General features: G+C 63.5%; 22 protein-coding genes. 12 read left to right on the top strand and 10 right to left on the bottom strand.

Annotated features, from left to right (window positions below; translation table 11 throughout):
- The first annotated feature begins 169 nt into the window (after positions 1–169).
- Complete coding sequence (gene secB / locus SE91_RS31840; protein WP_008539662.1) at positions 170–655, top strand: protein-export chaperone SecB; 486 nt, start codon at positions 170–172, stop codon at positions 653–655.
- On the opposite strand, the gene dnaQ is transcribed toward secB, so the two are convergent.
- From dnaQ to SE91_RS31820, 4 genes are read right to left on the bottom strand one after another with little or no spacing between them, the layout of a single operon-like run.
- A complete protein-coding gene (gene dnaQ / locus SE91_RS31835) occupies positions 646–1,374 on the bottom strand; it encodes a DNA polymerase III subunit epsilon (protein WP_061850475.1) in 729 nt (242 codons plus the stop codon). The genes secB and dnaQ overlap by 10 nt on opposite strands.
- A gap of 46 nt (positions 1,375–1,420) precedes the next feature.
- Positions 1,421–2,020 (bottom strand): dephospho-CoA kinase, encoded by a 600-nt coding sequence (gene coaE, locus SE91_RS31830; RefSeq protein WP_061851428.1) that lies wholly within the window; start codon positions 2,018–2,020, stop codon positions 1,421–1,423.
- Between the two features lie 23 nt (positions 2,021–2,043).
- Positions 2,044–2,652 carry a Maf family nucleotide pyrophosphatase gene (locus SE91_RS31825; protein WP_061850474.1) on the bottom strand — a complete coding sequence of 203 codons (609 nt, stop codon included), beginning with the start codon at positions 2,650–2,652 and terminating at the stop codon, positions 2,044–2,046.
- 8 nt (positions 2,653–2,660) lie between these two features.
- Positions 2,661–3,500, bottom strand: coding sequence for a pyruvate, water dikinase regulatory protein (locus SE91_RS31820; protein ID WP_061850473.1), 840 nt, complete (start codon positions 3,498–3,500; stop codon positions 2,661–2,663).
- Positions 3,501–3,955: 455 nt separating this feature from the next.
- Between SE91_RS31820 and hemJ the strand changes: the two genes are divergently transcribed.
- The 7 genes from hemJ to SE91_RS31785 all read left to right on the top strand — a co-directional run bounded on the left by hemJ (position 3,956) and on the right by SE91_RS31785 (position 12,512).
- Positions 3,956–4,390: a protoporphyrinogen oxidase HemJ gene (hemJ, locus tag SE91_RS31815; RefSeq protein WP_061850472.1), complete on the top strand. Its 435-nt coding sequence runs from the start codon at positions 3,956–3,958 to the stop codon at positions 4,388–4,390.
- Between the two features lie 255 nt (positions 4,391–4,645).
- Entirely contained in the window at positions 4,646–5,911 is a 1,266-nt protein-coding gene (gene rho, locus SE91_RS31810; protein ID WP_011083462.1) for a transcription termination factor Rho, read from the top strand.
- 308 nt (positions 5,912–6,219) lie between these two features.
- Positions 6,220–7,533, top strand: coding sequence for a tRNA uridine-5-carboxymethylaminomethyl(34) synthesis GTPase MnmE (gene mnmE, locus SE91_RS31805; protein ID WP_061850471.1), 1,314 nt, complete (start codon positions 6,220–6,222; stop codon positions 7,531–7,533).
- Between the two features lie 387 nt (positions 7,534–7,920).
- Complete coding sequence (gene mnmG / locus SE91_RS31800) at positions 7,921–9,801, top strand: tRNA uridine-5-carboxymethylaminomethyl(34) synthesis enzyme MnmG (RefSeq protein ID WP_061850470.1); 1,881 nt, start codon at positions 7,921–7,923, stop codon at positions 9,799–9,801.
- Between the two features lie 150 nt (positions 9,802–9,951).
- Positions 9,952–10,581 (top strand): 16S rRNA (guanine(527)-N(7))-methyltransferase RsmG, encoded by a 630-nt coding sequence (gene rsmG / locus SE91_RS31795; protein ID WP_502687184.1) that lies wholly within the window; start codon positions 9,952–9,954, stop codon positions 10,579–10,581.
- A gap of 29 nt (positions 10,582–10,610) precedes the next feature.
- Positions 10,611–11,477 carry a ParA family protein gene (locus SE91_RS31790; protein ID WP_061850468.1) on the top strand — a complete coding sequence of 289 codons (867 nt, stop codon included), beginning with the start codon at positions 10,611–10,613 and terminating at the stop codon, positions 11,475–11,477.
- A 147-nt stretch (positions 11,478–11,624) separates the two neighbouring features.
- A complete protein-coding gene (locus tag SE91_RS31785) occupies positions 11,625–12,512 on the top strand; it encodes a ParB/RepB/Spo0J family partition protein (protein ID WP_060734410.1) in 888 nt (295 codons plus the stop codon).
- A 225-nt stretch (positions 12,513–12,737) separates the two neighbouring features.
- Here SE91_RS31785 and holA read toward each other — a convergent pair whose 3' ends face one another.
- The 3 genes from holA to leuS form a co-directional block, all read right to left on the bottom strand.
- A complete protein-coding gene (gene holA, locus SE91_RS31780) occupies positions 12,738–13,766 on the bottom strand; it encodes a DNA polymerase III subunit delta (RefSeq protein WP_061850467.1) in 1,029 nt (342 codons plus the stop codon).
- Between the two features lie 133 nt (positions 13,767–13,899).
- Positions 13,900–14,451, bottom strand: coding sequence for an LPS assembly lipoprotein LptE (lptE, locus tag SE91_RS31775; RefSeq protein ID WP_008539593.1), 552 nt, complete (start codon positions 14,449–14,451; stop codon positions 13,900–13,902).
- Entirely contained in the window at positions 14,438–17,062 is a 2,625-nt protein-coding gene (gene leuS / locus SE91_RS31770; RefSeq protein ID WP_061850466.1) for a leucine--tRNA ligase, read from the bottom strand. Before leuS ends, lptE begins: the two co-directional genes overlap by 14 nt.
- Before the next feature lie 192 nt (positions 17,063–17,254).
- Between leuS and SE91_RS31765 the strand changes: the two genes are divergently transcribed.
- Complete coding sequence (locus SE91_RS31765) at positions 17,255–18,301, top strand: GGDEF domain-containing protein (protein WP_008539579.1); 1,047 nt, start codon at positions 17,255–17,257, stop codon at positions 18,299–18,301.
- Positions 18,302–18,337: 36 nt separating this feature from the next.
- Here the strand turns inward: SE91_RS31765 and SE91_RS31760 are convergent, their stop codons facing one another.
- Positions 18,338–20,038, bottom strand: a complete 1,701-nt coding sequence (locus SE91_RS31760) for a diguanylate cyclase domain-containing protein (RefSeq protein WP_061850465.1) — start codon at positions 20,036–20,038, stop codon at positions 18,338–18,340.
- Between the two features lie 108 nt (positions 20,039–20,146).
- Between SE91_RS31760 and SE91_RS31755 the strand changes: the two genes are divergently transcribed.
- Positions 20,147–20,836, top strand: coding sequence for a YggS family pyridoxal phosphate-dependent enzyme (locus tag SE91_RS31755; protein ID WP_061850464.1), 690 nt, complete (start codon positions 20,147–20,149; stop codon positions 20,834–20,836).
- A 145-nt stretch (positions 20,837–20,981) separates the two neighbouring features.
- Here the strand turns inward: SE91_RS31755 and SE91_RS31750 are convergent, their stop codons facing one another.
- Positions 20,982–21,767, bottom strand: a complete 786-nt coding sequence (locus SE91_RS31750) for a 2-keto-4-pentenoate hydratase (protein ID WP_061850463.1) — start codon at positions 21,765–21,767, stop codon at positions 20,982–20,984.
- 6 nt (positions 21,768–21,773) lie between these two features.
- Positions 21,774–22,343, bottom strand: a complete 570-nt coding sequence (locus tag SE91_RS31745; protein ID WP_061850462.1) for a L,D-transpeptidase family protein — start codon at positions 22,341–22,343, stop codon at positions 21,774–21,776.
- A 202-nt stretch (positions 22,344–22,545) separates the two neighbouring features.
- Here SE91_RS31745 and SE91_RS31740 point away from each other — a divergent pair, with 202 nt between their 5' ends.
- The gene (locus SE91_RS31740) at positions 22,546–23,232 is read left to right on the top strand and encodes a response regulator transcription factor (protein WP_007598630.1); all 687 of its coding nucleotides are present in this window, start codon (positions 22,546–22,548) and stop codon (positions 23,230–23,232) included.
- A 58-nt stretch (positions 23,233–23,290) separates the two neighbouring features.
- The gene (locus SE91_RS31735; RefSeq protein ID WP_060734414.1) at positions 23,291–23,734 is read left to right on the top strand and encodes a cyclic nucleotide-binding domain-containing protein; all 444 of its coding nucleotides are present in this window, start codon (positions 23,291–23,293) and stop codon (positions 23,732–23,734) included.
- The last annotated feature ends 57 nt before the right edge of the window (positions 23,735–23,791 follow it).

Below are 23,791 nucleotides of genomic sequence, written 5' to 3'. Positions count from 1 at the left end.
ATCTTCAATCGTTTAAGGCGCGATTTCGGCAAAAGGCCGGGTTGAACGTCATAGTTGCAGGCGCGGCCTGGATAGGGCTACCGGAGCCGTTCGTCCTTGTGGAACGAGGCGGCCCTATGTTAGCCAACCGCCGCGAAATTCAGCCCAAATCGGGTAAGGAGAGACTTTCATGACCAACGGTAACGGCACCCCTCCCGAGGCGGCCCAGGCTCCCCAGCTGAACGTGCTGGCGCAATATACCAAGGACCTCTCGTTCGAAAATCCGAACGCGCCGAGCTCGCTCCAGCAGCAGAGCCAGCCACCCCAGATCAACATCCAGATCAATGTCAGCGCCAACAACCTCAGCGAACAGGAGTTCGAGGTGACGTTGTCGGTCGAAGGCAAGGCCGAGGCCGCGGGCAAGGTGATGTTCTCGTTCGAGCTTGCCTATGCCGGCGTATTCCGGATTGCCAATGTACCGCAGGAGAATCTGCATCCGCTGGTCATGATCGAGTGCCCGCGCCTGCTGTTCCCGTTCGCCCGCGAAATCATCGCGACCGCCGTGCGCGACGGCGGGTTCCCGCCGCTGATGCTGGATCCCGTCGACTTCGTTGGTCTGTATCGCCAGAACATGGAGCGGCAAATGGCCGCTCAGGGCCAAGCCGGTCAGGCCTGACCGGCCGCCACGGCAGCTGGAGCGGGAGCAGGAAGGTACTCGTTCCAGATCGCCTTGTCGCCGAGCGTTGCAATGAAGGCGCGATGGGCCTCGCGCTCGGCATCGGAAATGCGCGGCGCGAGCGGCACCAGGCGCTGCCGCCGCGGCGCTTCGCCGACGCTATTGACGCGAATCTCCTCGTTTTCCGAGGCCAGCAGCAGCTGCGACTGCCGCGCTCCGACCAGATCGACATAGACCTCGGCCAGAAGCTCGGCATCGAGCAATGCACCGTGCTTGGTGCGGTGTGAATTGTCGATCGAATAGCGCGAGCAGAGATCGTCGAGCCGGTTCGACACGCCGGGATGCTTGCGCCGGGCCAGCAGCAGCGTATCGACCAGCCGTTCGCGCGGGATCGCCGCGCGCTGGATGCGGTCGAGCTCGGCATTGATGAAGCTGATGTCGAAGGAGGCGTTGTGGATCACCAGCGGCGCATCGCCGATGAATTCCAGGAAGGCGTCGACCACCTCGTGGAACAGCGGCTTGGTCGACAGGAATTCGGCCGACAGCCCGTGCACCGCAAAGGCCTCCGCCGGCATGTCCCGCTCGGGGTTGATATAGACGTGATAGGTCTGACCCGTCGGCATGCGGTTGTACATCTCGACACAGCCGATTTCGACCAGGCGATCGCCGCGAAGCGGGTCGAGGCCGGTGGTTTCGGTGTCGAGGACGATTTCACGCATGATCTACGAAGCCGTGTGATCTCAGAAGCCGTGTGCACGCGGCGAATCAGGCCCGCCGCTGCGGCATCTTAACGACCTCGGCTAGGATGTGCTTGATTTGCGCACGCACCGGCTCGAGCCCGTGTGAGGTATCCACCACGAAATCCGCCCGCTTGCGCTTTTCGGCGTCCGGCATCTGCTTGGCGATGATGGCGTCGAGCTTCGCCTGGTCCATCGTGCCGCGCGCCAAGACCCGCTCACGCTGAAGCTCCGGCGACGTCGAGACCACGACCACGGCATCGACGCGTTTCTCGCCGCCGGTCTCGAACAGCAGCGGAATATCCAGCACCACGACCGGCGCCTTGGCGGCTTCCGCATCGGCGAAGAATTTTTGCCGGGACGCGCCGAGCATCGGATGGACGATCTGCTCGAGCTGCTTGATCGCGGCCTGATCGTGCACGACGCGCGCCGACAGCTTTGCCCGGTCGACCTTGCCGTTCGCAGTGGTGCCGGGGAACGCCGCCTCGATCGCCGGCGCCGCTTCACCCTCATACAATTGATGGACGGAGGCATCGGCGTCGTAGACGGGCACGCCGGCCTCCGCGAACAATTTCGCGGTGGTGGATTTGCCCATCCCGATCGAGCCGGTCAGTCCGAGGATCCGCATCAAAGCCCAGCCATCTCTGTCCTTCACACCGCAACTAGCCGCTCGCGGCGCAGGAATGCAAGCAGCGGCAGCAGCGGCAGGCCGAGAACGGTGAAATGATCGCCTTCGATGCGTTCGAACAAATGGATGCCGAGACCCTCGAGCTGATAGGCGCCGACACTGGTCGTGACCACGTCGCCCGCTGCGTCGAGATAGGCCGACAGCTCCGCTTCGGACATCTGCCGCATGGTCATACGGGCGATCGAAACATCTTCGAAGACAATCTTGCCGTCATGCGCGATCGCCACCGCCGAATTCAGCTCGTGGCTGTTTCCGGCGAGATCGCGCAGCTGCGCCATTGCCTGCGCACGGCCTGCAGGCTTGTTGAGGAGGCGGTCACCAAGCGCCAGCGTCTGGTCGGCACCGATCACGTAGCTGCCAGGATGATGCGCCGAGACGGCTTTGGCTTTTTCACGCGCCAGCAGCAAGCCGATCTCGCGCGGGTTCGAGAGCTTCGATGCGGCCTGAATGCCGCGCTCGTCGATGTCGGCCGTGATCGCCTTGAATTCGAGCCCGGCATTCGCCAGCAGCATCTTTCGCGCGCTGCTCTGCGAGGCCAGGATCAACGGAAACTTGCCGCGCCAGAGACCCATCGCCGCAATTACTCGGAGGGCCGGTTGCGCTGGCGGTCGCTGTAGAGCTTCATGATCGCCGCCGCGGTTTCCTCGATCGAGCGGCGCGTGACGTCGAGCAGCGGCCAATCATGCTTGGCGCTCAGCTTGCGCGCGAACGCGACCTCCTCGGTAACCGACTGCTTGTCGATATAGCTGTCGCGGCCGGAATCCGCGCCCATGGAGAGCAGGCGGTTCTGCCGTATCTGGATCAGCCGTTCCGGCGTCGCATGCAGGCTCACGACCAGCGGCCGCGTCAACGTTTCCAATTGCGAGGGCACCGGAATGCCCGGAACCAGCGGCACATTCGCAGTGCGGATGCCGCGATTAGCGAGGTAGATCGACGTCGGTGTCTTCGACGTGCGGGACACGCCCACCAGCACGACATCGGCTTCGTCGAGGCCTTCGACATGCTGGCCGTCGTCGTGGATCATCGTATAGTTCAGCGCATCGATGCGCTTGAAATATTCCGCATTGAGCACGTGCTGGGCGCCGACGCGGCCCGTAGTTGCCGCACCGAGATAAGCTTCGAACAGCTGCATCACCGGGCCGATGATCGACAGGCTCGGGACGTTGATCTCCTTGCACTTATTCTCGAGCCTGGAAACCAGATCCTTCTCCAGCAGCGTGAACAGCACGATTCCCGGCGCCTCCTCAATCTCGTCGAGCACGCGGTCGAGCTGCTTCTGGCTGCGCACCAGCGGATAGACGTGCTCGACCGGGGTCACGTTGGCGTATTGGGCCGCGACCGCCCGCGCCACGGTGATGAGCGTTTCACCGGTGGAGTCGGAAACGAGGTGCAGGTGGAAGTAATTGTTCGAGCTCGGCACAGAAACTCTTTGTATGGCAGCGGGGCAGATTGTGGATTTCTGTGGAGCTTAACCCCTTGGAAAGGGATGTGCGACACCAGGGACGGGACAACTGCCAATTTTCTTCACACCGCTGCCCGTCAGAACAAGTTTGCCCGCCCTCCGGCACGGAAGCGGGATTGCGCGGACAAGCCTCTTGATAAGCTGCCGAAAGGTGAGCGCAAGCCCTTGAGGCTCGGTGACTTATCCGAACGGCTGGGGTCCACGCAGGACATGTTGATGGATGTGAACAAGCGCGCGGGAAGTCACGGACGGAATTGCGTGAGTCCAATCCACGGTCACTCAGACTCAAACCTTAAGAATCTAAGATTCTAGATTTGAGGAAGGCACTGCGGACGGATATGTGTGCACGGTGAGACCTTAACGAGTTCTTACTATCCCCAGTTCCCTCGCGGCATGAATTCCGGGCGCCGAAAATGTTCGAAGACGTCTATCTCTGGATCAAGGCGGTCCACGTGATCGCGGTCATCTCCTGGATGGCCGGCATGCTCTATCTGCCGCGGCTGTTCGTTTATCACTCGGAGGCCGAAATCGGCTCGAAACAGTCCGAGACGTTCAAGGTCATGGAACGGCGGCTGCTCAAGGCCATCATCAACCCCGCCATGATCGTCACCTGGCTCGCCGGGCTTTATCTCGCCTGGGCCGGCCATTGGTTCTCGTTCGGCTGGCTGCACGTAAAACTGGCACTGGTCCTAGCCATGTCTGCGGTCCACGGCTTTTTTTCCCGCTGGCTGAAGGATTTCGCCGCCGACCGGCGCCCGCGCAGCCAGAAATTCTATCGGATTATCAATGAGGTGCCGACCGTCCTGATGATTTTCATCGTCATCATGGTGATCGTGAAGCCGTTCTAGGCAAGGCTTGCGACCATCCGCTCAGCGCTTCGGCTTGCGGAGCGGCAAGCGATTTTCTATATTATCTCCATCCCACCCAACGCAGGCGGATGTGGTTGTGTCTGAGCTTTTTAAAAGCCGGACACCGCATCAGGTTTGAAGCCTCTCCGGCACTTAACCTTGCCAGACCTGCGGACCTTACCTGCACCTGCTCGCGTCCGCATTTCAGAGCCACCTCGCACCCCCCTTCCAAGGTTACCCCACAGGACCACCCCAATGCGGGAAATTAAACTTCAGGATCTCAAGTCGAAAACCCCGGCCGAGCTGGTCTCGTTCGCGGAAGAAAACGGGGTCGAGAATGCCAGCACCATGCGCAAGCAGGAGCTGCTGTTCGCCATCCTCAAGCAGTTGTCGCTGGCCGAGACCGATATCGTCGGCGAAGGCGTCGTCGAGGTGCTCTCCGACGGCTTCGGCTTCCTGCGCTCGCCCGATGCGAATTATCTGCCGGGCCCGGACGACATCTACGTTTCGCCCTCGCAGATCCGCCGCTTCGGCCTGCGCACCGGCGATACCATCGAAGGCCATATCCGCAGCCCGAAAGAGGGCGAGCGCTATTTCGCGCTGCTGAAGGTCAACACGCTCAATTTCGAGGACCCGGAAAAGGCCAAGCACAAGGTCAATTTCGACAACCTGACGCCGCTGTTTCCGAATCAGCGCTTCCGTATGGAAATCGACGATCCGACGCGGAAAGACCTTTCTGCACGCGTGATCGACATCGTCGCGCCCATCGGCAAGGGCCAGCGCGCGCTGATCGTGGCGCCGCCGCGCACCGGTAAGACCGTGCTGATGCAGAACATCGCACACTCGATCACGCACAATCATCCCGAATGCTATCTGATCGTGCTGTTGATCGACGAGCGTCCGGAAGAAGTCACGGACATGCAGCGTTCGGTGAAGGGCGAGGTCGTGTCCTCGACCTTCGACGAGCCGGCGGTGCGCCACGTCCAGGTCGCCGAGATGGTGATCGAAAAGGCCAAGCGCCTGGTCGAGCATGGCCGCGACGTCGTGATCCTGCTCGATTCGATCACGCGCCTCGGCCGTGCCTACAACACCGTGGTGCCGTCATCCGGCAAGGTGCTGACCGGCGGTGTCGACGCCAACGCGCTGCAGCGCCCAAAGCGCTTCTTCGGTGCCGCCCGCAATATCGAGGAGGGCGGCTCGCTGACGATCATCGCGACCGCCCTGGTCGATACCGGCAGCCGCATGGACGAAGTCATCTTCGAAGAGTTCAAGGGCACCGGTAACTCGGAACTGATCCTGGACCGCAAGGTATCGGACAAGCGCACCTTCCCGGCGATCGACATCTCCCGCTCCGGTACCCGCAAGGAGGAGCTCATCACCGATCCGCAGGTGCTCAAGAAGATGTACGTGCTCCGCCGCATCCTCAATCCGATGGGCACGATGGACGCGATCGACTTCCTGCTCGACAAGCTGCGCTCGACCAAGAGCAATTCGGAGTTCTTCGACTCGATGAACACCTGAGTGCATTGCAGCAATTCATTCAAGGGCGCCTTCGGGCGCCCTTTTCTTTTGTGCAGCTTTGCTGCGCCAAATATGCAGCATGAAGGATGGCTTCCGCCCTTTGTCTACTCTTGGCTTAATATGTTGATATTTCGAAATAATCCTTGAGATTTGCGCAGCTAATCCCCCTGCTGGTCAAGAAGTCCTGCAGCAAAATACTGCCGATATATTGCGCTGCAATAATGCCACTTGCTGCGTGTATTCGTGCAGCAAATTCGTCGGTCCACCGACGATGTTTGCGTTTTCATCGGGAGCCGGACAAATAGGCCATGCATCCACGCGACCAGACTATCTTTGCGCTGTCGTCCGGCCGGGCGCCGAGCGCGATCGCCGTGGTGCGCGTCTCGGGCCCGCAAGCCGGTCAAGTTCTGACGATCCTCGCCGGCAAGCTGCCTGCGCCTCGGCAGGCCAGCCGTCGGCTGCTCCGCGACACCGCAGGCCAGCCGATCGACGATGCCGTCGTGCTCTGGTTTCCAGGACCGGGCAGCGCGACGGGCGAGGACATTGCCGAATTCCACGTCCATGGCGGACGTGCGGTGCTGACCGCGCTGCTCTCAGCTATTTCGCTAATTCCGAATACCCGGCCGGCCGATCCCGGTGAGTTCACGCGGCGCGCATTTGAGAACGGCAAGCTCGACCTCACCGAAGCCGAGGGCCTCGACGATCTCATCCACGCCGACACCGACCGTCAGCGCCGCCAGGCGCTGCGCCAGCTGCAGGGCCTGCTCGGCGACCGCGCGCGCGACTGGCGCGAGCGCATCATCGAAGCGTCCGCGCTGATCGAGGCTGGCATCGATTTTTCCGACGAAGGCGACGTGCCCGCAGAATTGATGGCGCCGGCGATCAAAGCGATCAAAGCCCTGCACGACGAAATTGCGGAAGTCCTTGCGGCACAGGGACATTCCGAACGCTTGCGCGATGGCCTGGTGGTTGCGATCGCTGGCGAGCCGAATGTCGGTAAATCGACGCTGATCAACCAACTTGCGCGCCGCGAGGTCGCGATCGTCTCGCCGCACGCCGGCACCACGCGCGACGTGATCGAGGTGCAGCTCGACCTCGACGGCTATCCGGTCACCGTGATCGACACTGCCGGCATCCGAGAAACCGATGATCCGGTCGAGCAGGAAGGCGTGCGCCGGGCGCGGGCGCGGGCCGAGGAGGCCGACCTGGTGCTGTGGCTGGTCGAGGGGAGCCAGCCCACACAGCGGCCGGACGGGACGGTCTGGATCGTCCGGAACAAGATCGATCTCGGCGGTGTCGGGGCCGGCCAGCCTCCCGGCGAGTTCGGAATCTCCGCGAGCCGGGGCGACGGCATCCCGGAGCTGGTCGAAGCGCTCGTAGGATTTGTGGCCGATTTTTTTGGAATGAGCGAGGGCGCAGTGATCACCCGGGCCCGACAACGGGATCTGTTGGTCCGAGCGTCCGACAGCTTGCGCCGGAGTCTGGACCTCGTAGAAGAGGGCGAAGAACTCGCCGCCGAAGAGCTGCGCGCCTCGGCCTTTGCCTTGGGCCGTCTGCTCGGCCGAGTGGACGTCGAGGACGTCCTTGGGGCCATCTTTCAGAAGTTCTGCATCGGAAAGTAGTATTAGTTCTTCATTGTAGAACTAGCGCTCGTTCCATTTCTTGTTTCACGTGAAACAGCAGCGAAACAGCACTTGCATCCCTCCACGTTATTGTGAGGAGCTCTTGCGACGAAGCAATCTAGTCTGTCTCGGAGGAGGGATTCTGGGTTGCTTCGCTACGCGCGCGCAACGACGGGCGCGGCGCTCACCTAGTTATCGATCGGTCTCGGTTCGGCGCGTCATGTTTCACATGAAACAGTAAGCCCATCAACATCCTCTCTAGTGTGCATGGGGTTGTTTTCGCGGATGGGGGTGCCTAACCCTTCCACCCCTCGCTGTTTCACGTGAAACACCGGCTCTCCGAGTTTCCCCTTCCGGCTTTCATACCTCTGAGCTAGAACTCCGGCCATGCGAACGGAGCGAGAGAGTTTCGACGTCATCGTTATCGGTGGTGGCCACGCCGGCTGTGAGGCCGCGGCCGCTGCTGCACGCATGCGGGCGGCGACCGCTTTGGTGACGCACCGTTTCTCCACCGTCGGTGCTATGTCCTGCAATCCCGCCATTGGGGGGCTCGGCAAGGGACATCTGGTCCGTGAGGTTGATGCCCTCGATGGTCTGATGGGCCGGGTCGGCGATGCCGGGGGCATCCAGTTTCGTGTCCTCAATCGCCGCAAGGGCCCCGCTGTCCGTGGTCCCCGGGCCCAGGCTGACCGGAAGCTCTATGCGGTGGCGATGCAGGCCGCTATCCGTGAGACGGCAGGTCTCTTTGTCGTTGAGGGTGAAGCCGACGAGCTGATCGTGGTCGAAGGCAGGGTGACCGGCCTGCGCCTGGCGGATGGCCGGGAGCTTCGGGCAGGGGCTGTGGTGGTCACCACCGGCACCTTCTTGCGCGGTCTGATCCATCTCGGTGAGAAGAACTGGCCTGCCGGCCGGGTCGGCGAGGCCCCTGCGATGGGTCTTTCGGCCTCCTTTGAGCGCGCCGGCTTCACCCTCGGACGTCTGAAGACCGGCACCCCGCCGCGTCTCGACGGCACCACGATCGACTGGTCGGCCGTCGAAATGCAGCCCGGAGACGAGCCGCCGGAGCCGTTCTCAGTGATGACCGAGCGGATCACGACCCCGCAGATCCAGTGCGGGATTACCCGCACTACCGCGGAGACCCATGAGGTGATCCGCGCCAATGTCCATCGCTCCCCGATGTACTCCGGCCAGATCAAGAGCTCCGGACCGCGCTATTGCCCCTCGATCGAGGACAAGATCGTCCGCTTCGGCGATCGTGACGGGCATCAGATCTTCCTGGAGCCGGAAGGGCTCGACGATACCACCGTCTATCCCAACGGCATCTCGACCTCGCTGCCGGAGGAGGTCCAGCTCGCGATCCTCACCAGCATTCCTGGCCTGGAGCGGGTGAAGATGGTCCGTCCGGGCTATGCCATCGAATACGACCATATCGATCCCCGCGAGCTCGATCCGACCTTGCAGACCAAGCGTCTGCGCGGCTTGTTCCTGGCTGGCCAGATCAATGGCACCACTGGATACGAAGAGGCCGCTGGGCAGGGCATCGTGGCCGGGTTGAATGCAGCGCTCGCCGCGAGCGGGGCGGCCTTGACGGTGTTCGATCGTGCCGACGGCTATCTCGGCGTGATGATCGACGACCTCGTCACCCGTGGGATCAGCGAGCCCTATCGGATGTTCACCTCCAGGGCCGAGTACCGCCTGACCCTCCGAGCCGATAACGCGGACCAACGACTGACCGAGAAGGGTATCGTCCTGGGATGCGTCGGGCATGCCCGCACGCAGCACCATCGCGCCAAGATGGACGCCCTGAATGCCGCCCGGATGCTCTCGAAGTCGCTGACGATCACGCCGAACGAGGCGATCAAGCATGGCCTGTCCCTGAACCGTGATGGCCAGCGCCGCTCGGCGTTCGAGCTGATGGCGTATCCGGAGATCGGCTGGAGCCAGGTCCGCGCGATCTGGCCGGAGCTGTCGGCCATCGATCCCGTGATTGCAACCCCTCTTGAGATCGACGCCAAGTACGATGTCTATCTGGAACGCCAGAGCGCGGACGTTGAAGCCTTCCGGCGCGACGAGGGACTGGTGCTGGCGGACGTGGACTATCAGCTGGTGCCCGGGCTCTCCAATGAAGTACGGGCCAAGCTGGAGAAGGCGCGGCCCTTCACGGTCGGCCAGGCCGGCCGGATCGACGGCATGACGCCGGCAGCGCTCGGCATCCTCGCGGCTTATCTCCGCCGTGAAGCTCGGAAGACTTCCAAGGCAATCGCATAGGCGTTTCACGTGAAACAGCGCGGACTAGGCGGGGACAAACCGCTATCGCGACGACCCGGAGCGGGTGAGGGCCGTCGACAAGTGGAGCCGACATCGGCCAAGCGGAAGATCGAGGAAACTGTCGCTAACGATCAGTCGCTCGACGCCGCCATCGCCGCCGACAAGCGCGAGGCGCTCCAGCTCGCTCCCGTTTCACGTGAAATCGAGGAGCGGCTCGATCGCTACATCGCGCTGCTCCGGGAGTGGCAGGCCAAGACCAATCTGGTCGCGCCCTCGACTTTGCCGCAGCTTTGGACCCGGCACATCGCCGACTCGCTCCAGCTCGTCGACCTCGCGCCATCGGCCAAGCGCTGGGCTGATCTCGGCAGCGGCGGCGGTTTTCCGGGAGTGGTCCTGGCCTGCGCGATGGCCGGCATACCGGGCGCCAGCGTCCATCTCGTCGAACGAATCGCCAAGAAGGCCGCTTTTTTGCGTGAAGCGATCCGCGTCACCACATCTCCGGGGGTCGTACATCTCGCTGAGATCGGGGATAATGTGGATAGAATCACCGGCCCCGTCGATTGCGTCACCGCGCGTGCACTGGCTCCGCTACATCAACTGATCGGCTTTGCGGAGCCGCTGATGCGCCTGGGCGCAAAAGCGTTGTTTCCGAAGGGTCAAGATGTAGAGGCAGAATTGACCGAAGCCGCTAAATATTGGAATATTCAGCCTCAGCTCCATCGAAGCCGTACCGGGGACGGCTGGATCGTCGAACTGACGTCCGTCGAACGGCGCGGGTGAGGCATTAGGGCCTGAGTGGGGAATTGGCGATGAGCGTCATTGACGAGCCGCAGCAAGAACAATCCGGCCATGAGCAGCCCGAGGTGCCGCATGGCCACCCGCGCATCCTGGCGCTGGCGAATCAGAAGGGCGGTGTGGGAAAAACAACCACAGCGATTAACCTCGGCACGGCGCTCGCTGCGATTGGCGAACGCGTCCTGATCGTTGATCTCGATCCGCAGGGCAACGCCTCGACCGGCCTTGGCATCGATCGCCGCAGCCGCTCCTGCTCGACCTACGACGTCCTGATCGGTGAAGCGCCTCTGCGTGAAGCGGTGGTTTCGACTGCAGTGCCGCGGCTGCATATCGCGCCCTCGACCATGGATCTCTCCGGCCTCGAGCTCGAGCTCGGCACCACGCCCGGCCGCGCCTTCAAGCTGCGCGATGCCATTGGTGCGCTCAACAACAACGTCTCGCCCGATGCGGACTACACCTATGTGCTGATCGACTGTCCACCCTCGCTCAACCTGCTCACGGTGAACGCGATGGCGGCGTCCGATGCGATTCTGGTGCCGCTGCAATGTGAGTTCTTCGCGCTCGAAGGTCTGTCGCAATTACTGCAGACGGTGGAGCAGGTGCGCTCGACGCTCAATCCGAATTTGTCGATCCACGGCATCGTGCTGACCATGTTCGACTCGCGCAACAACCTCTCGAATCAGGTCGTCGCCGACGTCCGCCAGTTCATGGGCGAGAAGGTCTACAAGACCATGATCCCGCGCAACGTGCGCATCTCCGAAGCGCCGTCCCACGGCAAGCCGGTGCTGGTCTACGATCTCAAATGCGTCGGCAGCGAAGCGTATCTGCGGCTCGCCACCGAAGTGATCCAGCGCGAGCGCGAGCTGCGCACGACGCATTGATGCTGCCGTAGGATGGGTTAGCCGAAGGCGTAACCCACCACTGTCTATCTCTGTGGAAACAGAAGAGGTGGGTTACGCTTCGCTAACCCACCCTACGATTGAAATTTAGTTCTGGAGTGCTGCACCGTGAATCCAAGGGAGCTGGCGATGGCCGACGAAGCGCGTTCGCGACTGGGCCGGGGTCTTGCAAGTCTGATCGGGGATGTCGGCGGCGAGGCTCAGCACGTCGATCGTCCGCGCGCGCAGCGCAAGGTGCCGATCGAATTCATCAAGGCCAATCCGCGTAACCCGCGCCGCACCTTTTCGGACACCGAGCTCAAGGAGCTCTCCGAGTCCATCAAGCAGCACGGCGTGATCCAGCCGATCGTGGTGCGGCCAGTGAAGGGCGCGCAGGACCGGTACGAGATCATCGCCGGCGAACGGCGCTGGCGCGCTTCGCAAATGGCCGGCCTGCACGACGTGCCCATCGTACCGGTCGACATCAGCGACAGCGATGCGCTGGAATTCGCGATCGTGGAAAACGTGCAGCGCGAAGACCTCAACCCGCTGGAAGAGGCGCAGGGCTATCACGCGCTCGCCAACGAGTTCAAACGCAGCCAGGACGACATCGCAAAGGTCGTCGGCAAGAGCCGCAGCCATGTCGCCAACATGATGCGGCTGACCAAGCTGCCGGCCGAGGTGCAGGCCTTCATCGCAACCGGCGAACTGACGGCCGGGCACGCCCGCGCCCTGATCGGGGTGCCCGATCCGCTCGGCGCCGCCAAGCGCATCGTCGCGGAGGGCCTCAATGTCCGCCAGGCCGAGGCGCTCGCGCATGAAGAGGGCGTGCCGGAGCGCAAGCCGCAGAAGGCGCGCAGCACCGGCGCTAAGGAAAAGGATCCCGACACCATCGACCTCGAAAAGCGCGTCAGCGACGCGCTCGGGCTCAAGGTCACCGTCAATCACCGCGACCCCGGCGGCTCCGTGCAGATCAATTATAGCAACCTCGATCAGCTCGATGAGGTGATGAAGCGGCTGGCAAAGGGCGGGCTGTAGTCGTCATTCGCATTCTGTCACCCTCACCCTGAGGAGCCGCGAAGCGGCGTCTCGAAGGGCGAGGGCCCGGGCCTTTTGATCCTTCGAGACGCGCGCAAGAGCGCGCTCCTCAGGATGAGGTTCTACCACCGTCATTGCGAGCGCAGCGAAGCAATCCAGAATCTTTACGCAGAGGGATTCTGGATTGCTTCGTCGCTTACGCTCCTCGCAATGACGTCGAGAGGCTTACCCCCGCCGCTTTGCATTCGCCGCGATCGCCATCAGCGTGCGCTGGGCGATAGCTGGAGCTAGTGCTGCTTGCTTGCGGGTGTCGAGCGCGGCGGTCGCGAGCTGCTCGATGATGGCAGCGAGCCGGGCCGGGCTGAAGTTGCGCAGCGCGGTCTCGACCGCCGGTTTTCGCGAAAAATGCAGGCGCGGATAGCCGCCGTCGAGCACGGCCGAAGCCGGCGTGCCGTCGGCGATCGCGAGCGCCGATTTGTGCAGCCATGCGGCTTGGCGCTGCGCGGCAGAAATGATCACGCCGGGATAGGTGCCGGCAATCATGGCCTTGGCGAACTCGGTCTCGACGATGTCGGGCCGGCCAGCGAAAGCACCATCGACGATGGGATCGAGCTTCAGCTCGGAGGCATCGGCGACGACGGCCATCACGTCATCAAGCGTGATCTCGCCTTTGCCGTGCGCATAGAGCGTGAGCTTGCGCAGCTCGTTGCGGGAGGCCTGGCGGTCGCCGCCGAGGAACGACATCAGCGCCGCGCGCGCGTCCTGCGCGATGCGCAGATTGGCGATGCGGAGCTCGTCGTCCATCAGCTTGGCAAGGTCGCGTTCGGTGTCGGGATAGCAGCCGATCGCAACCGCCGTCTTGGCTTTCTCGCAGGCCTTGCGCAGCGGTGATTCCGGGCGCAGCTCGCCGGCCTCGATCACGATGCGGCAATCCTTCACGTTCATCTCGGCCAGAGTGTCGACGCCGCTGGCAAAGCTGCGAGAACCGGCGCGAATGCGGATGGCACGACGGCCGCCGAACAGCGGCACCGTCATGGCTTCGTCGACGAGGCGTGACGGCTCGGCAGAGAGCTCGTCGCCGTCGAGCTTCACCAGTGCGAACGGATCGTTGGGATCGTCGACGGCGGAGGCGATCAGTGCCTCGGCGCGCTCGCGCACGAGGCCCGCGTCAGGACCGTAGAGCAGGATGATCGGCCGTCCCGCATCGGGGCGGGCGAGGAAGGCGTCGATCTCTTTTCCGCGCAGCGCGACCATGTTGCCTCAACGGCGTCATTCCGGGGCGGCTCGAACAGCCGAACTACGTGCGCAATTGCGCACATGAAAATCTCGATCCGCAATGTCTGGATTCCGGGTTCATGCTTCGCATGTCCCGGAATGACCGCGAGGGTCAGGTGCCGGCGGTGAAGAACGCCGCGAGCCTTGTATTGATGTTCTCGGCGATCTCGTTGGCGGCGCGGTCTTCCGCGTCGCGCAGCGCTCGATTGCGGGAGAAACGCTGGTAGGAGCCCGGCATGTCATAGGACACGCGCGCGAACGTGGTGCCGGTCATCACCGACTTGCCGCTGACGACCTCGACCAGATTGTATTGGCAGTCGATGCCGTAATTCTCGGTGCTCGGCAGGCCGGTGTTGGGATCGACGATCAGGGACGAGCGGGTGGAGTTAAAGCGGATGTCCAGGCGGTGCGTCGGCGGCATGCCGGTCGCGGTGCCGTAAAGCTTGAACGCGAGGGCATTGCGGACCTCGACCCCGATGCGCGCGTCGCGGGAGGCGTTGGGCTTGTTGATCGGCGGGAGCTCGACCCCCATCAGCTTCTCGCGCAGGCCGGGGGTGCCGTCGCCACGTTCGGCATACATCGGCTGGAAGCAGCCGGCCGTCAGCGCCGCCAGGGCGGCGACCGCCAGCAAGCGGGCTGCGATGCGGAACCTAGCCGACAACATTCACGATCCTCTTGGGGACGATGATCACCTTGCGGACGGGCTTGCCGTCCAGGGCCAGCTTTACCGCATCGAGGGCCAAAACGGCAGCCTCGATTTCCGGATTCTGGGCCAGTGTTGCAACTGTGACCTCACCCCGCTTCTTGCCGTTGACCTGGACAACCAGGGTCACGCTGTCTTCAACCAGCAAATCGCGTTCGATTTGGGGCCAATTGGCCTCCGAAACCAGCCCACTTTGCCCCAAGGCCTGCCAGCACTCCTCAGCCAGATGCGGCATCATCGGCGAGAACAGCTGGACCAGGATCTGGCCGGCCTCCCGGATCGCCCAGGCAAGGTCCGGGGTGGGCTGGCCGGGCCGCTGAAGCACCTCGGACAGCGCATTGGTGAATTCGCGGATATGGGCGAGGCAGACGTTGAAGTGCAGCCGCTCGATGCCGGTCGTGACCTTGTCTAGGGCGCCGTGGGCAGCCTTGCGCAAGGCGGTGGCATCCGGGCCGAACGAAGCCGGCCGGGTGGCCGGCGCCGTCTTGCTCAGTTCGACGCTGTCGTTCACCAGCCGCCATAGCCGCTGCACGAAGCGAGAGGCGCCCTGGACGCGTTCGTCGCTCCAGATCACGTCGCGCTCGGGCGGGGAGTCCGACAGCATGAACCAGCGGGCGACGTCGGCGCCGTAGGTCGCGATGATGTCGTCGGGATCGACCGTGTTCTTCTTCGACTTCGACATCTTCTCGATCGGGCCGATCTGGATGTCTTCACCCGAGGCCAGCAGCGTCGCGCGACGCCCATTGCCGGCGACCTCGACCTTCACCTCCACCGGCTGCACGTAGGTGCCGTCGGCCTTCTGATAGGTCTCGTGCACCACCATGCCTTGCGTGAACATGCCGGCGAACGGCTCGTCCAGCGCAATGTGCCCCGTCGCCTTCATCGCGCGGGTGAAGAAGCGGCTGTAGAGCAGATGCAGGATCGCGTGCTCGACGCCGCCGATATACTGGTCGACCGGCAGCATCCGATTGGCGACAGCGGGCGTCGTCGGCGCGTTCTCATTCCAGGGATCGGTGAAGCGCGCAAAATACCAGGACGAATCCACGAAGGTGTCCATGGTGTCGGTTTCGCGGCTAGCGCTGCCGCCGCATTGCGGGCAGGTGACGTGCTTCCAGGTCGGGTGATGGTCGAGCGCGTTGCCTGGCTTGTCGAACGTCGCATCGTCGGGCAGCTTCACCGGCAGATCGGCATCCGGCACCGGCACGACATCGCATTTCGGGCAGTGGATGACGGGAATCGGGCAGCCCCAATAGCGCTGGCGCGAGATACCCCAGTCACGCAGGCGGAAATTGACCTGACGCTCGCCGACCGGCGCGTTGCCGCGCAGTTCGCCTTCCAGCCGTTTTGCGACCTCTTCCTTCGCCGCATCGATGGTCATGCCGTCGAGGAAGCGCGAATTGATCATGCGGCCGTCACCGTCATAGGCGGTGTCGGTGATGACGAAGCTGTTCGGTTCCTGCCCTTCGGGGCAGACCACCGGCGTGTTGCCGAGATTGTACTTGTTGACGAAGTCGAGGTCGCGCTGGTCATGCGCGGGGCAGCCGAAGATCGCGCCGGTGCCGTATTCCATCAGCACGAAATTGGCGACATAGACCGGCAGCTTCCAGGACGGATCGAACGGATGCACCGCGCGGATGCCGGTGTCGAAACCCTGCTTCTCCGCGGTGTCGATCACCTCCTGCGCGGTGCCGATCTTCTTGATCTCGCCGATGAATGCCGCAAGCTCAGGGTTCTTCGCGGCCGCTGCCTGCGCCAGCGGATGATCCGCCGAGATCGCCATGAACTTCGCGCCGAACAACGTGTCCGGGCGTGTCGTGAAGATCTTCAGCTCGGTCTCGCCGGCCGGCGTCGTCGCCGCGTCCAGCGCGAAACGGATCAGCAGGCCTTCCGAGCGCCCGATCCAGTTGCGCTGCATCAGCCGCACCTTGTCGGGCCAGCGGTCGAGCCCGTCCAGCGCGCTCAAGAGCTCCTGCGAGTACTTCGTGATCTTGAAGACCCACTGGTTCATCTCGCGCTGCTCAACGACGGCGCCGGAACGCCAGCCGCGGCCGTCGATCACCTGCTCGTTGGCGAGCACGGTCATGTCGATGGGATCCCAGTTCACCTTGCGCTTCTCGCGCTCGGCAAGGCCTTCGCGCAGGAAGTCCAGAAACATCTTCTGCTGGTGCTTGTAATAGGAGGGATCGCAGGTCGCGATCTCCCGCGACCAGTCCAGCGACAGCCCGATCGAGCGGAGCTGCTTCTTCATCGCGGCGATGTTGTCGTAGGTCCAGGCCTTCGGCGCCACCTTGCGCTCGATCGCGGCGTTCTCCGCCGGCAGGCCGAACGCATCCCAGCCCATCGGATGCAGCACGTTGAATCCCTTGGCGCGCATGAAGCGGGCCAGCACGTCGCCGAGCGTATAATTGCGGACATGGCCGATATGGATGCGCCCGGAGGGGTAGGGGAACATCTCGAGGACGTAGTATTTCGGCCGCGGATCGTCGTTCTTGGAGACGAAGATCGCCTGCTCATCCCAGAGACGTTGCCAGCGCGGCTCGGCGTCGCGGGCGTTATAGCGTTCGGAGGTCATGGAATCGTTTGGTTTTTCTTGGGTTCGGCCGTCTAAAGACGGCGGACTAGGCCATAGAAGTCCGCAAGGGGTCAATGGGTTGCCCCAATTCTGGAACCAGCCGGGAGTCCTCCGCATAACTACCGAGGCCGCCGTTGGGGTGTGATTAAGGCGTCGATGCCAATTTGCGGCCGACAAGGCCGCATTACCACGATGAATTCCAGCTTCGATGATCCCGATTACGACTATGCCGCGTCCATCGCCGGACGGGCGATGCAGGCCATGGCCGAGCAGCGCATCGCGCCGACCCCGACCAACTTCGCGGTTTGGTACCAATATTTCGCAGGGGGCCACGACGATCTGCGCAATGCGATCGATCTCCTGATCGACCATAACCGCCCCTTCGATGCCAGAACCAATCAGGACCTGTTCGAGACCTATATCGCGCCCCAGGTGAGTGCCATCGTCGTTCATACCTCCGAGCGGCTGCATACCCTGATGGGTGCGGCAAAGGAGTTTCTGGCGACCGCGATTGCCGACAATCGCTCCCAGATGCAGGCGATCAGCGAAGTCGCCGACCAAGGCAAGGCCGGCGTCGATCCGAAGGCGCTGGTCGCCCAGCTCATGAACGAGCTGGCGCGGGCTGCCACCAGGACGACGCGGCTCGAGGCAGGCTTTGCGGAAAAGACCCGCGAGCTCGACGTGATCCGCGACTCGCTCTCCAAGTCCGAGGAGCGCGCCCGGACCGATACGCTGACGGGCCTTGCAAACCGGCGGGCGCTCGATGAATTCCTGCGCAAGGCCCACGCGACCGCCGAATGGGGCGAGCCGCTCAGCGTGCTCCTGCTCGACATCGACCACTTCAAGTTCTTCAACGACAATTTCGGCCACGGCGTCGGCGACCAGGTGTTGCGGTTGATGGCAAAAGTGTTGCGCGAAAAGGTCCGCGCGCAGGATCTGCCGGCCCGCTATGGCGGCGAGGAGCTCATGGCGGTGCTGCCGGACGCCGACCTTGCCGCCGCTGCCGAGATCGCCGAGCGGATCAGGCGTGCGATCGCCGACGCCAGGATCACCCGCCGCTCGACCGGCGAGACCCTGCCCAATATCAGCGTGTCGATCGGCGTCGCGCAGTACCGGCAGGGTGAAGCGGTCACCGATCTCATCGAGCGCTGCGACCGCGCGCTCTATCTCGCCAAGGGCGGCGGCCGTAATCGCGTGGTGACGGAGATTGAGCTCGATCGTGCGGGAGCTGCCGGCTAGCGAATTCCCCTCCGGCGGATCTTTTGATGCGCTTGCTCAGCCTGCCGCCAGCATCATTTCCGTCGCGCCGGTCTCGATCGCCTGCACGCCATGCTCGACCACGTTGTTGCGGCCGCGGTGTTTCGCGGCGTAGAGCGCGGCGTCGGCGGCTTCGATGAGATCGCCGGGACGCAAGGCCTCGTTGGGCTTGGCTGCGGCAACGCCGATCGAGACCGTGACGATCATGTGGTTCGAGGTGATGTGCGGAAGGCACAATTTCAACACGGCCGCACGCACCAGTTCGCCGATCTCGACAGCGCGGTTCACGTCCGTGTTCGGCAAGAGCAGGCAGAATTCCTCGCCGCCATAGCGTGCGGCAAAACCCATCGTGTCGGCGGCGATGCCGGACAGCGATTCGCCGAGCCGGGTCAGGCAGGAATCGCCTTCGAGATGGCCATAGGTGTCGTTGAAGAGCTTGAAGTGGTCGACGTCGATCATCAGCAGCGCGAGGTCGCTGCCATATTGCTGCGCGCGCATCCATTCGAAATCGAGCCGGCTCTGGAAGCCGCGACGGTTGGCTAGACCCGACAGCATGTCGATGGAGGCCATCACCGTGAGGCGGTCGTTGCTCGCGATCAGCTCGCGCTCGCGCTGGCTGAGCTGCGCGGCCATCGCATTGAAGGCGCGGGCCAGCGGCACGAACTCGCCAGGCAGTCGGCTGCGCGCCGCGCGCGCCGACAGATCGCCTTCGCCAAGACGCTTGGCCATGTCGGCCAGCATCTCGATCGGCTTGATCACCAGCTTCTCGGCGGCGATCAGCGCGCCGAGCAGGACGAATACGACGACGAAGGCGAGCTGGAGATAGGCGGTGCGGATGTCGCGGTTGACCGCAGCGGACACCTTGTCCTCGTCGATGCTGGCAATCAGGCGCGCGTTGGTGCCGGCGATACGAATGTAGCTCACTGCGCGGCGCGAGCCGTCGGCGGCAAGAAACGACAGCGAGCCTTCGTCCTGGTCCGAGCGCAGGGCGCGATCGGCGATGGCCGACATCAGCGGCATGTTGTCGAGCGGGCGGCCGACCGCGCTGTGCTGGTCGGCGGGTGCAGCCAGCACGGTGCCGGCGCTGTCGACCAGCACGGCCGTGATGCCGACGCGACCGCCGAGATTGCTCATGACCTTCGACATCCAGTCGAGATTGACGGTGGCGAGCACGACGGCATCGGGAACACCGCTGAAGGCCGACACCGGGTAGACCGCCATGACGGTCGGCGTCGACGCGGGCCGGGACAGGATGAAGTCGCTCAGCACGAAGCGGCCGGTCTGCTGCGCTTGCAGGAAGTATGGCCGATCGCTGAGGTCGAGACCGACATACATGTTGTTGGTGGCGCACTGGATGCGTCCGTCCTGACCGGCGATCAGAAGCGTACGGATCCAGGGCAGGCTCGACGGCAGGCTCGCGCGCAGCACGTCGCAGCTCTTGCTGATGCCGCCGGCGGACGCCCGGATGAAGGCCTCCGACTTCAAGATGGTCTCGACCGACGAGATCACTTGGCGCTGCGCATCGGCGCTGTGCCTCGCGACGGTGGTGAATTCGGCCGCGGCCTGCGCGATCTGCCGCGCGCGTGTGTCTTCGAACGAGCGAATCCGCTCGAGCATCAAGGGAGCCACCAGAATCACCGCGAGTAACGCAAGCCGCGCCCGGATTCCGAGAACCTGCTTGAGTTTCGCCCGTTTGCGGTTGAGACTGACGCTTGCCATCTTCGCTACCCACCCCAATCAGCCAAGGTAAAGCGAAGGGTTCAAAAACTCTTGCTTGAACTCGGTAAAATTGGACCTACCTCGGTACGACCACAGCCGATCGATGCCATGACAGACGCCAATGCCGCGCCGGTAACCGGCCATTCACCAAACGCCCTTGCTGCCGTCGAGGCCGAGATTGCACGCGCCTGCAAGGATGCGCAGCGCGATCGCGCCTCCGTGACGCTGATCGCGGTGTCCAAGACCTTTGCCGCGGATGCGATTACCCCCGTGATCGAGGCCGGACAGCGTGTATTCGGCGAGAATCGGGTGCAGGAGGCCAAAGGCAAGTGGCCGGCGTTAACGTCTGTCTACCCCGATATCGCGCTGCATCTGATCGGGCCGCTGCAATCCAACAAGGCGAAAGAGGCGGTCGCGCTGTTCGACGCCATCCATTCGGTCGACCGCCCGAGCATTTGCCAGGCGTTAGCCAAGGAAATCGAATCCCAGAACAAGCACCCGCAACTCTTCGTCCAGATCAACACTGGCGAGGAGCCGCAGAAGGCCGGCGTCGCACCCGGCGAGGCCGATGCCTTCCTCGCGGCCTGCCGCGACACCTATGGGCTGACGATCTCCGGCCTGATGTGCATCCCGCCGGTGGACGAACCGCCGGCTGCGCATTTCGCGCTCACCGCCAAGATCGCGGCGCGCAACGGACTGAAGAATCTCTCGATGGGCATGAGCGCAGATTTCGCCACCGCGATCATGCTGGGCGCCACCCATGTCCGCGTGGGCAGCGCGATCTTCGGGCATCGGTGATTGCCGTTAGCGAGGAACGCGCCTGGCAAGCGCCATCGATTTCGTCATTGCGAGCGAAGCGAAGCAATCCAGAATCTTTCCGCGAGGGATTCTGGATTGCTTCGTCGCCAAGGGCTCCTCGCAATGACGGCGGAGCAAATCGGGCCTACACAAATCCCACCGAGACCTTCCCCAGCGTGCCGAAATCCGCGGCAAGATGATCGCCGGCCTGAATCGGCAGCGGCGGATGGCATGTGCCTGTCGTCACCACCTCCCCTGCCCTTAAAGTGAGTCCGAGGCCGCGAAGTTCGTTGGCAAGCCAGGCCAGCGCCGCGCGGGGATCGCCGAGCACGTTTTTGCCGTGACCGACATAGCGCTCGCCGCGCAGCGTGATCTGCGGCCGTTCCTCGACGAGATCCAGCGCGCGCCAATCCGCAGTCGCCGCCGCACCCAGCACGAACAGATGGGCACAGGCATTGTCGGCGATCAGCTGCGCCTCGCCGGCACTGACGAAATCGACAAAGCGCGAGTCGGGGATCTCGATCGCGGGATGCAGGGTCGCAACGGCGGCGAGCACTTCGTCGGCAGCGTATGGCGCCGCGCGCGGCGGCAGGTCGCGCCCCATGCGGAAGGCGAATTCCGGCTCGCCGACGCGCATCTCATTGCCCTTCATCGACGCAGTGCTGCCATCGGCAATCACGGTGTCGCTCATGATGCGACCGGCCAGCGGTCCCGCGACATTGATGTGCTTCTGCCCGGCCTCGCTCGTCGCCGCGATCTTCCAGCCGAATAGTTTTCCAGGCGAGTTGGTCTCGAGAGCAGCCTGTGTCGCGTAGCCCTCAGCGCGGCTGTTCGGCCGCAATTGCGCGTCCAGCGCGTCGAGCTTGGTGCCGTCGCGCCAATGCCTCACCAGGGTTTGTGAAGCGGCGGCGATCTGATCCTTGTCGAGCATGCGTCCTCACCCGATGATGATTCTTGTTCGTGGTCCCAGTCGTCGCAGCAATTGCAGCATCGCAGATTTGGTCATGGAGACGCAGCCAGCGGTCGGGCTGAAATTGTCGCGGGCCAGATGCAGGAACACCGCACTGCCGCGTCCGGCGATCCGCGGCCGGGTGTTGTGGTCGATCTCGATGATGAAATCGTAGAGATGGTCGGCCCGCTTGAGCCGGTCACCGCCCTGCCCTTCAGCGAGCCGGATGCCCTGATTGTAATGGCGGTCCTTGGGGTCCTCGCACCAGGCGTCTGCGGCGGTGATGATCCGGGCCGGCAGGAACGTCTGCGGGCGGCTATGCCGGTCGCCCCGCCACCACAAGCGCCGGGGACGAAAGCTGCCGCGCGGCGTGCCGCCATCACCCTCACGCTTGTTGGCGAGAATGCCTCCCCGCCCCAGCGCCACCGGTATGACCAGTGGTCCGGCCGTCAGCCAGCCCCGGCGCGGATTACCGGCAGCAGGCTTAACGCGGATCGCGGACAGCGGCCTGGCACTCTGCTTCTTGGCGTAACTAGCTGACACGGCTTTGTTTTTCATGTGAACGTGCGATGTCGAATTCATTACAGGACATTCATCAAAACGCCCTGCTATTTTGGGTTAGAGTGGTTCTGGCTTGTGAATCGGTAACAGCCCACTACTTCAACACGAACAACAATAATAACGGCGACCCCTGAACTTCCCCTCGCGGCTGGGTGCGGCATGGTTGCGCGCCGAGCCGGACCCAAAAGGATGATCCCCTATGGCCAATGCCCGCAAGATCCTGATCGTGGATGACGATACCGATCTGCGCGACACGTTGGTGGAGCAATTATCGCTGCACGAAGAATTTGAAGCCTCCGCCGTCGATACCGGCGCCAAGGGCGCGAGCGCCGCAAAGGCCAATGCCCCCGATCTTGTTCTGATGGATGTCGGCCTGCCCGACACCGATGGCCGCGAAGTGGTTCGCTCGCTGCGCAAGGGCGGCTTCAAGGCCCCGATCATCATGCTCACCGGCCACGACACCGATTCCGACACGATTTTGGGGCTGGAATCCGGCGCCAACGACTATGTGGCAAAACCCTTCCGCTTCGCCGTGCTGCTCGCCCGCATCCGCGCCCAGCTGCGCCAGCACGAGGCCAGCGAGGACGCGGTGTTTTCGGTCGGCCCCTACTCCTTCCGCCCGGGCTCGAAGATGCTGACGGCGGCGAATGCCCGCAAGGTCCGCCTCACCGAGAAGGAGACCGCCATCCTCCGCTTCCTCTACCGGGCCGGCCAGATGCCGGTCTCGCGCGAGACCCTGCTGCAGGAGGTCTGGGGCTATAATTCCGGTGTCACCACCCACACGCTGGAAACCCACATCTACCGCCTTCGCCAGAAGATCGAGAAGGACGCCGCCAACCCGGAAATCCTGGTCACGGAAGCCGGTGGCTACAAGCTGGTGCCGTGATACGCTTGAAGGGCGTGCGAATCGTTTTAGATCGCGTGCCCTCGAGCCTCGGACCTGAATGTCAATCGACGATGATGTAGCGCTTCTCGAGCGTGTCCCGACATTGCGCCTGTTGGGAGACGCCTCGTTGCGCATGCTGGCGATCGGCTCCGAGCAGCGCAACTTCGTCCGGGGCGATGTTCTGTTCAATCTCGGCGACGATGCCGATGCCGGCTTCGTGGTCCAGCGTGGCGCCTTCCGGGTCGAGGACGGTGCCGGCGCGGAGATGATCGCCGGTCCCGGCGCGCTGATCGGCGAGCTCGCGCTGGTGGTGCCGATGAAGCGGCCCTCAAGCGCGGTCGCGCTGGAGCACGCCTCCGTCATCCGCGTCGCACGCAGCCTGTTCCAGCGCGTGCTCGAAAGCGATCCCGCCGCCGCGGTGCGCCTGCGCGACGAATTCGCGGTGCGCTCCAGCCAGCTCGCCAGCGATATCTTGATGGCCGGTGCGAAGCTGACGTCGTGAGCGGTCGTAGCCGGTAGCCCGGATGGAGCGAAGCGCAATCCGGGAATCGCGCCTACG

It is taken from the genome of Bradyrhizobium sp. DOA1 (genome assembly GCF_001593325.1).
Lineage (GTDB): Bacteria > Pseudomonadota > Alphaproteobacteria > Rhizobiales > Xanthobacteraceae > Bradyrhizobium.
Note: the sequence above shows the minus strand (reverse complement) of the source record. Positions and strands in the feature narration are given on the sequence as shown.

What these genes read in the sequence shown, in the direction of transcription:
- SE91_RS31745 (WP_061850462.1), bottom strand. Translation starts at nt 22,343, where the DNA reads ATGAAAAACAAAGCCGTGTCAGCTAGTTACGCCAAGAAGCAGAGTGCC.
- coaE (WP_061851428.1), bottom strand. Translation starts at nt 2,020, where the DNA reads ATGCGGATCCTCGGACTGACCGGCTCGATCGGGATGGGCAAATCCACC.
- SE91_RS31825 (WP_061850474.1), bottom strand. Translation starts at nt 2,652, where the DNA reads ATGGGTCTCTGGCGCGGCAAGTTTCCGTTGATCCTGGCCTCGCAGAGC.
- SE91_RS31740 (WP_007598630.1), top strand. Translation starts at nt 22,546, where the DNA reads ATGGCCAATGCCCGCAAGATCCTGATCGTGGATGACGATACCGATCTG.
- lptE (WP_008539593.1), bottom strand. Translation starts at nt 14,451, where the DNA reads ATGTTGTCGGCTAGGTTCCGCATCGCAGCCCGCTTGCTGGCGGTCGCC.
- SE91_RS31765 (WP_008539579.1), top strand. Translation starts at nt 17,255, where the DNA reads ATGAATTCCAGCTTCGATGATCCCGATTACGACTATGCCGCGTCCATC.
- SE91_RS31760 (WP_061850465.1), bottom strand. Translation starts at nt 20,038, where the DNA reads ATGGCAAGCGTCAGTCTCAACCGCAAACGGGCGAAACTCAAGCAGGTT.
- dnaQ (WP_061850475.1), bottom strand. Translation starts at nt 1,374, where the DNA reads ATGCGTGAAATCGTCCTCGACACCGAAACCACCGGCCTCGACCCGCTT.
- rho (WP_011083462.1), top strand. Translation starts at nt 4,646, where the DNA reads ATGCGGGAAATTAAACTTCAGGATCTCAAGTCGAAAACCCCGGCCGAG.
- secB (WP_008539662.1), top strand. Translation starts at nt 170, where the DNA reads ATGACCAACGGTAACGGCACCCCTCCCGAGGCGGCCCAGGCTCCCCAG.
- hemJ (WP_061850472.1), top strand. Translation starts at nt 3,956, where the DNA reads ATGTTCGAAGACGTCTATCTCTGGATCAAGGCGGTCCACGTGATCGCG.
- leuS (WP_061850466.1), bottom strand. Translation starts at nt 17,062, where the DNA reads ATGACCTCCGAACGCTATAACGCCCGCGACGCCGAGCCGCGCTGGCAA.
- holA (WP_061850467.1), bottom strand. Translation starts at nt 13,766, where the DNA reads ATGGTCGCGCTGCGCGGAAAAGAGATCGACGCCTTCCTCGCCCGCCCC.
- SE91_RS31750 (WP_061850463.1), bottom strand. Translation starts at nt 21,767, where the DNA reads ATGCTCGACAAGGATCAGATCGCCGCCGCTTCACAAACCCTGGTGAGG.
- SE91_RS31735 (WP_060734414.1), top strand. Translation starts at nt 23,291, where the DNA reads ATGTCAATCGACGATGATGTAGCGCTTCTCGAGCGTGTCCCGACATTG.
- SE91_RS31785 (WP_060734410.1), top strand. Translation starts at nt 11,625, where the DNA reads ATGGCCGACGAAGCGCGTTCGCGACTGGGCCGGGGTCTTGCAAGTCTG.
- mnmG (WP_061850470.1), top strand. Translation starts at nt 7,921, where the DNA reads ATGCGAACGGAGCGAGAGAGTTTCGACGTCATCGTTATCGGTGGTGGC.
- SE91_RS31790 (WP_061850468.1), top strand. Translation starts at nt 10,611, where the DNA reads ATGAGCGTCATTGACGAGCCGCAGCAAGAACAATCCGGCCATGAGCAG.
- mnmE (WP_061850471.1), top strand. Translation starts at nt 6,220, where the DNA reads ATGCATCCACGCGACCAGACTATCTTTGCGCTGTCGTCCGGCCGGGCG.
- SE91_RS31755 (WP_061850464.1), top strand. Translation starts at nt 20,147, where the DNA reads ATGACAGACGCCAATGCCGCGCCGGTAACCGGCCATTCACCAAACGCC.